Raw genomic sequence first — 8,411 nt, forward strand, 5'->3', positions numbered from 1 at the left:
ACTCGTTGACAAAAGTGGGGCAGTCCGGTAGATTAGCGAGTTTGCAATGTGCGGTTCGAGGCTGCTGATTGACGTGAGAACCTTTTTCCCAAGGGGCGAGCAGGTGGAGCAGATGCGCGAGGGCAAATGGGTCCTGCTCGATGCCCGGGACCAGGTGCTGGGGCGGCTGGCCACTCGTGCCGCCCGGATTCTCATTGGCAAAGATAAGCCCGTCTATACTCCCTTTCATGTGAGCGGCGACCATGTGGTGATTGTCAACGCCGAGAAGGTTCGGGTGACCGGCCGCAAGCTCGAGCAGAAGATCTATCGCCGGCATAGCGGCTATCCCGGCGGACTCAAAGAAGTTTCCCTGAAGCATCGGAAACAGACCCGGCCGGCGGAGGTGGTGCGCGATGCCATCCTCGGCATGCTGCCGAAGAATCGTTTGCGGGCGCGGCTGGCCAAGCGGCTTCGCATCTATGCCGGCGAGGAGCATCCCCACGCCGCGCAAAAACCCGTCGCGGCCCCTGCGATGCAGTGAGAGGCCAGCGAGGTGAACGAGGTGAACGTTGGCAAGTGAAGTCCAGACCCCGGAGATTTTGACGGAGACGGCCCCTGCTCCAGCTTTGCCCACGCCTTCCGGGCAGTACTACGGGACGGGCCGGCGGAAAGAATCGGTGGCGCGCGTTTTCTTGCGGCCCGGCAGCGGCAAGTTCACGGTAAACCGGCGCCGCTACGATGAATTTTTCAAGACGGTGCGCTGGCGATTGCTCGCTCGCGAGCCGCTGCTGGCTACGGCTACGGCCGATTTGTTTGACGTGAACGCCAAGGTGAGCGGCGGCGGCGCTTCCGGCCAGGCGGGTGCGGTGCGGCTGGGGATAGCTCGGGCCCTGGTTGCCTATCATGCCGAACTGAGAGGCCAGCTCCGGAAAAGGGGATTGCTCTCGCGCGATCCGCGCATGAAAGAACGCAAGAAATATGGCCAGAAGGGCGCGCGGAAGCGCTTTCAGTTCTCGAAGCGTTAGCGGTTGGAATGTGGACCCTGCCGAGAGCAGGGCGTGTCGGCTCCGCCCCGGTGGGCGGATTCTCTTCACCTTCCCCCGGCTTGTTCGGGGGAAAACCACTCGGCCAGCAAGGGGCTGGCAGCCTCGACTGGAAGAGGCCTAGCGCTCGGCGGGGGAAAGCAAGCCAGCCGGCGGTAGGCGGGGTTGAGGGCAGAAGGAGGAAGTCGTTTGGTTTCCATCAGCATGAAAGAGCTGCTGGAGGCGGGTGTCCACTTCGGCCACCAGACTCGCCGCTGGAACCCCAAGATGAAGGAGTTTATCTTCGGCGAGCGCAATGGCATCTACATCATTGACCTGCAAAAGACGCTCAAACAGTTCAAAGAAGCGGCCAAATTTGTGAGCGAGCTCGGCGCCAGCGGAAAGACCGTCCTGTTTGTCGGCACGAAGCGCCAGGCGCAGGAAGCGATCAAGGAAGAGGCGCAGCGTTGCGGCATGTTCTTTGTGAATCACCGCTGGCTGGGCGGCCTGCTCACCAATTTCGGCACCATTCAGAAATCCATCCAGCGGCTCAAGGAGCTTGACGAGATGGTTGAGGACGGTCGCATGGATTTGCGGCCAAAGAAGGAGCAGATCCGCCTGCTGCGCGAGCGGCAGCACCTGGAGCAGAATCTGGCCGGCATCAAGACGCTTCCCGGCATGCCCGACGCGCTGTTCGTGATTGATTCGAGCAAGGAACAGATTGCGGTGCGAGAAGCGCGCCGCATCGGGGTACCGGTGGTGGCGGTGGTGGACACCAACTGCGATCCCGATGAAGTGGACTACGTCATCCCCGGAAACGACGACGCCTTGCGAGCCATCCGGTTGTTCGCGGGGAAGATTGCTGATTGTATCCTCGAGGGCCGCAGCATCTTCGAACAGAGCCAACTCGAAGCCCAAAAGGCGGAACAGCCTGAAATGGCTGAAGTCGCGGCGGGCGAGGAAATAACGGAAGCGGTCGAGGGGGCTGAGTTGGCCGAGGTCCCCGGCGAGGATTTTCCACAAGAGGCACCCGAGGTTCCGGTGGACACGGTGGAGGCTTTTGAGCAAGCCGCCGACGAGGGCACTTTTGCGGTTGAAGACAACGGAATTACGCCGCGACGTCCAAAGTAGATGGCCTGGCGAATGGCCCGAGGGGCCAAGGGGCGGGGCGCGCACAGGACCCTGGTCTTGCATCGGGAGAGATGATTTCTTCCGATATTTCTTGCGATGGGGAGTAACGGCCCTGCCGCGGCGGGGCTCATGACGCAACCTCAAGTGATGGTTCCGGCAAAACTGGTCAAAGAACTCCGCGAGCGCACCGGCGCGGGCATGATGGATTGCAAGCAGGCCCTCACGGAGGCGAATGGCGACCTGGAGCAGGCTACCATCCTGCTTCGCAAAAAAGGAATCGCCAGTGCCCAGGAAAAAGCCGCTCGGGTGGCCACCGAGGGCGTCGTCGGCAGCTACATTCACGCCGGCGGCAAAATGGGAGTGGTGGTTGAGGTAAACTGCGAGACTGACTTCGTGGCGCGCAACGCTGAATTTCAGCAACTGGCGCACGACATCGCCATGCACATCTGCGCCGCCAACCCGCGTTTCATCCGCCGCGAGGACGTCACCCTGGAGATCCTCGAGCGGGAAAAGCAGATCCTCCGCGAACAGGCGAACGCAAGCGCCAAACCCGCTGCCGTCATCGAGAAAATCATCGACGGTCGCATGGACAAATTCTATGCCGAGGCCTGCCTCTACGAACAGCCCTTCATCCGCGACGAGAAGATTACCGTCAAAGAGCTGATCGATTCCAAAATCGCAAAGTTCGGCGAGAAGATCGCCGTGCGGAGATTTGTGCGCTTCAAGGTCGGCGAAGACACCGAATCGTTTGTCACCACCAAGCCCGCCCCGATGCCCCGGCAGGACGGCGGGGCCGCGCCCGCTCGAGGAGCTTGACCCAGCGACATGGCAGCACCCATCTTCAAGCGAGTCCTGATCAAACTCAGCGGGGAAGCCCTTCAGGGCAAGCAAGGCTTTGGCATTGAGCTGGAAACGGCGGACAACATTGCCAACGAAGTGCGCGAGGTCCACGAGCTGGGGGTCGAGAGCGCTCTGGTGATCGGCGGAGGCAACATCTTCCGCGGCTCGAGCGCGGTCGGAAAATCCATGGATCGTGTTGCCGCCGACCACATGGGCATGCTGGCCACAGTGATCAATGGGCTGGCGCTTCAGGAGGCTCTGGAAAAGAAGAATGTCAACACGCGGCTGATGACTGCCTTTGAGATGCACCGGTTGGCTGAGCCGTTCATTCGCCGCCGCGCCATTCGTCACCTGGAAAAAGGCCGTCTGGTTATTTTCGCCGGCGGAACCGGCAATCCCTACTTTTCCACGGATACGGCAGCCGCCCTGCGAGCCATGGAGATTCACGCCGAAGTCATTTTGAAAGCGACCAGGGTGGACGGCATCTTCGATGCTGACCCGGAGAAAGTGAAGCAGGCCAGCAAGATTGACTGCATCAGCCACCTGGACGTGATCTCCCGCGGCCTGAAGGTGATGGACACGACCGCCATTTCCCTTTGCATGGATAACAAACTGCCCATCATTGTCTTCAATCTCAACGTCCCGGGGAACATGAAGCGAGTCATTCTGGGTGACACTTCCGTCGGCTCGCGCGTCACCGTCTGAGCCCGCCTCGGCCTGGCGGGCTGGGCGAGTGCGATGGAAGCAAGGAGGTTCTCATGACTATGGCTCCGGTTGCTTCCACCAAAGACGCTCTGACCCAGGCCAGGGCGCGTATGGAGAAGGCAGTGGAAGATTTTCGCAAGGAACTGGCGGCCATTCGCACCGGGCGCGCCTCGGTCAATTTGCTCGACCAGATCCGGGTGGAATACTACGGCACGCCCACCCCGCTCAACCAGGTTGCCACTCTGTCGGTTCCCGACGCCAGCTTGATCGTCATCCAGCCCTGGGACGTTGCGCAAATCGCCGCCGTGGACAAGGCCATCCGCACCTCCGACCTTGGCCTCAACCCGGTCAGCGACGGCAAGATTCTTCGCGTGCCCATTCCGCCTTTGACCGAGGAGCGGCGAAAAGAGTTGGCCCGGCATCTCCACAAGGTGCTTGAGAACCATCATGTGGCGGTGCGCAATATTCGCCGCGATGGGAAAGAGCAGATCGAGAAATTGCTCAAGGACAAGAAGGTGAGCGAAGATGACCACCGCAAGGCTCTCGAGGAGATGCAAAAATTGACCGACCAGTTCATTATCAGGCTGGATGAACTCTCCAGAGCTAAAGATAAAGAAATCATGGAGATACACTGAAATCCTGGCTCCCGAAACCTGGGGACCGGCGGTTCGACGCTGGTTGTGCTTCTCCCTCGCCTCGCCCTGGCGGGACAGCAACGCGATCGAAGGAAAAGGACGCAAGCGCTCCAAAGTTCCGGTCGTGACAGGATGTGCCTTCTCCACGACGGCAAAAACCTTTTGACAAAAATGTGAAATCCCTTTATTCTTCTTGGTTTGTCGGCCGGCAAAAGAGGCGCAGGGATGGCAGCCGGGCCGATGAAGGGGAAAGGGTGCCTTAGGGCGCCGTGGCCGGTATGGGGCGCAAGCCCCGCAAAGCCAAGAGAAAGCCTGCCGTCGGTGTTCGATCTCGCATCCGCTTTTGGCTAAAGGCGAGGCGAAGTTTGCCGTCGGTCTTCTTGTCGTGATGGTCACCGGGGTCGCTTCTGACCCTTTCCGAAAGCTGAACTTATCCACCGACATTATTGTCGCTGTTGGATTTCAGATTGAGGGTGAATCGTGCCGACGTTTTCGCAATTGGTGCGTTTTGGCCGGGAGCAGGTGAGGGCAAAGACAAAGTCACCGGCGCTGCAGGGTTGCCCAGAACGACGCGGGGTTTGCATCCGCGTTTATACGCAGACGCCGAAGAAGCCGAACTCGGCGCTGCGCAAGGTGGCTCGCGTCCGGCTGACGAACAGCATTGAAGTCACCAGCTACATCCCGGGTATCGGGCACAATTTGCAGGAACACTCGATCGTGCTGGTACGCGGAGGCCGGGTCAAGGATTTGCCGGGCGTGCGCTATCACATCATACGAGGAACGCTCGATGCCGCGGGCATGGAGAATCGCAAGCAAGGACGCTCGAAGTACGGCGCCAAGCGCCAGAAGGCCGCTGCCAAGTAGAGGTTGGAACCATGCCGCGAAAAGGGTACGTCGAACATCATGAGATTACGCCGGATGCGATCTTCAGCTCGGCCCTCGTCCACAAGTTCATCAATTGCATGATGTGGGACGGCAAGAAGAGCACTGCCGAGCGTGCCTTCTATGGGGCCATGGATATGGTGGCCAAGAAAACCAATGATGACCCGGCCAAGATGTTCAAGAAGGCGGTTGAAAATTGCCGGCCGCTGCTGGAAGTAAAAAGCCGGCGCGTCGGCGGGGCCAACTATCAGGTGCCGGTCGAGGTCAATACCTTCCGCCGCACCTCCCTGGCCATTCGCTGGCTGATTCTTTATGCCCGCGCCCGGCCGGGGAAGTCGATGGTTGACAAGCTGGCTGAGGAATTGATGGACGCGGCCAACAATCGCGGCGGGGCCGTTAAGAAGAAGGAGGACATCCACCGCATGGCCGAGGCCAACAAGGCCTTTGCCCACTATCGGTGGTAGCGCATCCGATCCAGAATCTCCGGTCGGCCCACCGGGGGGAACTCGAAAGGATCGGCTGGGCACATGGCATTACCAACCACGGACGATTTTGATGGCAGGTACGGACCAACTCGAACGCACGCGCAACATCGGGATCATGGCGCACATTGACGCCGGGAAAACGACGACGACCGAGCGTGTGCTTTTCTACACCGGGCGGACGCACAAGCTGGGCGAAGTGGATGACGGCACCACCATCATGGATTGGATGGAGCAGGAGCGCGAGCGCGGCATCACCATCACCAGCGCCGCCACCACCTGCTACTGGCGCGAGCATCGCATCAACATCATTGACACGCCCGGCCACGTGGACTTTACGGCTGAGGTGGAACGTTCCTTGCGCGTGCTGGATGGCGCCATCGCGGTGTTTGATGCCGTGGCCGGCGTCGAGCCGCAGACGGAGACGGTGTGGCGCCAGGCGGATAAGTATCGCGTCCCGCGTCTCTGCTTTATCAACAAGATGGATCGCGTTGGCGCCAACTTTGAGCATACCATCGCCGCCATTCGTTCCCGCCTTGACGCCCACCCCGTCGCCATCCAGTACCCCATCGGAAAAGAGGAAAGATTCAGAGGGGTCATTGATTTGATCGAGCAAGTGGCCATCGTCTGGGATGAAGAGACCCTCGGGGCCGAGTACGAGCGCGTTCCCATCCCTGCCCCCTACCGGGAGATTGCCAGGGCCTATCACGGTCGCTTGCTTGAAGCGGTGGCGGAGATGGACGACCGCCTGCTTGAAAAATATCTTCACGACCACGAAATGAGTCCGGAGGACATCCGCCTGGGCTTGCGCAAGGGAACGATTGCGCTGAAGCTTGTTCCGGTCATCTGCGGGGCCGCTTTCAAGAACAAGGGCATTCAGCCGCTGCTGGACGCGGTGGTGGATTACCTGCCGAGCCCGCTGGACATTCCACCGGTGGAAGGGGCCGACCCGGAAACGGGGAAAGCGCTCCAACGCAGGCCAGAGGGCAAGGAACCCTTCTCGGCTCTGGTTTTCAAGATCATGACTGATCCCTTCGTCGGCCACCTTGCCTATTTCCGCGTTTATTCGGGCACGTTGCAGGCCGGTTCGCACGTGCTGAACTCGCGCCAGGACTTTCGCGAGCGCATTGGCCGGCTCCTCCAGATGCATGCCAACAAGCGAGAAGAAATTCAGGAGGTTTCGGCCGGGGATATCGCCGCCTGCGTCGGCCTGAAAAACGTGGTCACCGGCGACACCCTCTGCGATGAGGAGCATCCCATTGTGCTGGAATCGATGGATTTTCCGAAGCCAGTGATTTCGGTGGCCATCGAGCCAAGGACCAAATCGGACCAGGACAAGCTCGGCAACGCCCTCACCAAGCTCGCCCAGGAAGACCCCACCTTCCGCATCCACACCGATCCCGACACCGCCCAGACCATCATCTCCGGCATGGGCGAACTGCACCTGGAAATCATCGTGGATCGGATGATGCGGGAGTTTGGGGTTCAGGCGAACGTCGGCCGGCCTCAGGTTGCCTACCGCGAGACGATTCGCCGGCCGGCGGAGGCGGAAGGCCGGTTCATTCGTCAGACCGGCGGCCACGGCCAGTACGGCCACGTCAAGCTCCGCATCCATCCCATTGCCCTCAACAAACCCCGCGAAGAAGCCATTGCCGATATCCTCAAACAGATTGGCGCCAAGAAAAATTATTGGGTGGATAAAGACCGCGGATTTGTTTTCGTGGATGGGATCTATGGCGGGGCGATCCCGAAGAATTTTGTCCCGGCCGTCCGGGCGGGCATTGCCGAAGCGCTCGAAGGCGGCGTGCTCGCCGGCTACGAGATGGTGGACATTGCCGCCGTCCTCTACGACGGCTCCTATCATGAGGTGGACTCCTCGGAGATCGCTTTCAAGATTGCCGGCTCGATCGGTTTCAAAGAAGCTGCGCAAAAAGCGCAGCCGGTTCTGCTCGAGCCGATCATGCAGGTGGAAGTCGTCGTCCCGGAGGAATATATGGGCGACGTGATTGGCGACCTCAATGGCCGCCGCGGGCAGATTATGGGCATGGAGACGCGTGCCGGGTCGCAGGTCATCCGCAGCCACGTGCCGCTTTCTGAAATGTTCGGGTACGCCACTGAGCTGCGTTCGCGCACCCAGGGCCGCGCCAGCTTTACCATGCACTTCTGGCGATACGAGGAAGCGCCGGCCAATATCGCTGAGGAAGTGATTTCACGGGTCACCGGCAAGGCGGTGAGGTCGTAGGCGTGATTCTGATGACCAAACTCGCCCCAGAGCCTCCTGACCTTCAGGAAGGCAAGAAGATCGTTGAGCAGTACCTTGGTAGCAAAGGGGCGACCGGTTTTGCATGGTCCCCGGAGTCTAATACTCGCACGTGGCGTGTAGACTTTGCTTGTGAGAGCAAGAGGTACAAGGCCTACATGAATCACGTTTCTTTGAGCGATCTCAGGCGCGACCCCCAGAGAACTGCGAAACTCGACGCACTCTGGGCGGGCAGGTCCATTGTCCAGTCGTAAGACTTACACGCTGAGGAGCAGAGACAGCAATGGCGAAGGAAAAATTTGAGCGGACGAAGCCGCACGTAAACATCGGCACGATTGGCCACATTGACCACGGCAAGACGACGCTGACCTCGGCGATCACCAAGGTCTTGGGGAAGACCGACCCGAAGGTGGCGTTTCGGTCGTTCGATTCGATTGACAACGCGCCGGAGGAGCGGGCGCGGGGGATCACGATT

10 protein-coding genes are annotated in these 8,411 nt (G+C 60.1%); all 10 read left to right on the forward strand.

Features of this window, described 5'->3' with window-relative positions; all coding sequences use genetic code 11:
- Positions 1-46: 46 nt before the first annotated feature.
- Entirely contained in the window at positions 47-520 is a 474-nt protein-coding gene (rplM, locus tag VIH17_02765) for a 50S ribosomal protein L13 (GenBank protein ID HEY4682151.1), read from the forward strand.
- An 85-nt stretch (positions 521-605) separates the two neighbouring features.
- Complete coding sequence (rpsI, locus tag VIH17_02770; protein HEY4682152.1) at positions 606-1,004, forward strand: 30S ribosomal protein S9; 399 nt, start codon at positions 606-608, stop codon at positions 1,002-1,004.
- A gap of 207 nt (positions 1,005-1,211) precedes the next feature.
- Positions 1,212-2,132, forward strand: a complete 921-nt coding sequence (rpsB, locus tag VIH17_02775; GenBank protein ID HEY4682153.1) for a 30S ribosomal protein S2 — start codon at positions 1,212-1,214, stop codon at positions 2,130-2,132.
- 129 nt (positions 2,133-2,261) lie between these two features.
- Positions 2,262-2,948 (forward strand): translation elongation factor Ts, encoded by a 687-nt coding sequence (tsf, locus tag VIH17_02780; GenBank protein HEY4682154.1) that lies wholly within the window; start codon positions 2,262-2,264, stop codon positions 2,946-2,948.
- Between the two features lie 9 nt (positions 2,949-2,957).
- Complete coding sequence (gene pyrH, locus VIH17_02785; protein HEY4682155.1) at positions 2,958-3,677, forward strand: UMP kinase; 720 nt, start codon at positions 2,958-2,960, stop codon at positions 3,675-3,677.
- Between the two features lie 53 nt (positions 3,678-3,730).
- On the forward strand, positions 3,731-4,312 hold the full coding sequence (gene frr / locus VIH17_02790; protein HEY4682156.1) for a ribosome recycling factor: 582 nt from the start codon (positions 3,731-3,733) through the stop codon (positions 4,310-4,312).
- A 480-nt stretch (positions 4,313-4,792) separates the two neighbouring features.
- Positions 4,793-5,176: a 30S ribosomal protein S12 gene (gene rpsL / locus VIH17_02795; GenBank protein ID HEY4682157.1), complete on the forward strand. Its 384-nt coding sequence runs from the start codon at positions 4,793-4,795 to the stop codon at positions 5,174-5,176.
- 11 nt (positions 5,177-5,187) lie between these two features.
- The gene (gene rpsG, locus VIH17_02800) at positions 5,188-5,658 is read left to right on the forward strand and encodes a 30S ribosomal protein S7 (GenBank protein HEY4682158.1); all 471 of its coding nucleotides are present in this window, start codon (positions 5,188-5,190) and stop codon (positions 5,656-5,658) included.
- 91 nt (positions 5,659-5,749) lie between these two features.
- Complete coding sequence (gene fusA / locus VIH17_02805) at positions 5,750-7,918, forward strand: elongation factor G (GenBank protein HEY4682159.1); 2,169 nt, start codon at positions 5,750-5,752, stop codon at positions 7,916-7,918.
- Positions 7,919-8,219: 301 nt separating this feature from the next.
- Positions 8,220-8,411: GTP-binding protein (locus tag VIH17_02810; GenBank protein HEY4682160.1), on the forward strand; the 192-nt coding region annotated here is incomplete at its 3' end.

The sequence above is a fragment of the Candidatus Acidiferrales bacterium genome (genome assembly GCA_036514995.1).
Taxonomy (GTDB): Bacteria; Acidobacteriota; Terriglobia; order Acidiferrales; family DATBWB01; genus DATBWB01.

Bases quoted from the DNA above. Each gene is read 5' to 3' on its own strand.
- rpsG (HEY4682158.1), top strand. From the start codon at position 5,188: ATGCCGCGAAAAGGGTACGTCGAACATCATGAGATTACGCCGGATGCG.
- fusA (HEY4682159.1), top strand. From the start codon at position 5,750: ATGGCAGGTACGGACCAACTCGAACGCACGCGCAACATCGGGATCATG.
- pyrH (HEY4682155.1), top strand. From the start codon at position 2,958: ATGGCAGCACCCATCTTCAAGCGAGTCCTGATCAAACTCAGCGGGGAA.
- tsf (HEY4682154.1), top strand. From the start codon at position 2,262: ATGACGCAACCTCAAGTGATGGTTCCGGCAAAACTGGTCAAAGAACTC.
- frr (HEY4682156.1), top strand. From the start codon at position 3,731: ATGACTATGGCTCCGGTTGCTTCCACCAAAGACGCTCTGACCCAGGCC.
- rplM (HEY4682151.1), top strand. From the start codon at position 47: ATGTGCGGTTCGAGGCTGCTGATTGACGTGAGAACCTTTTTCCCAAGG.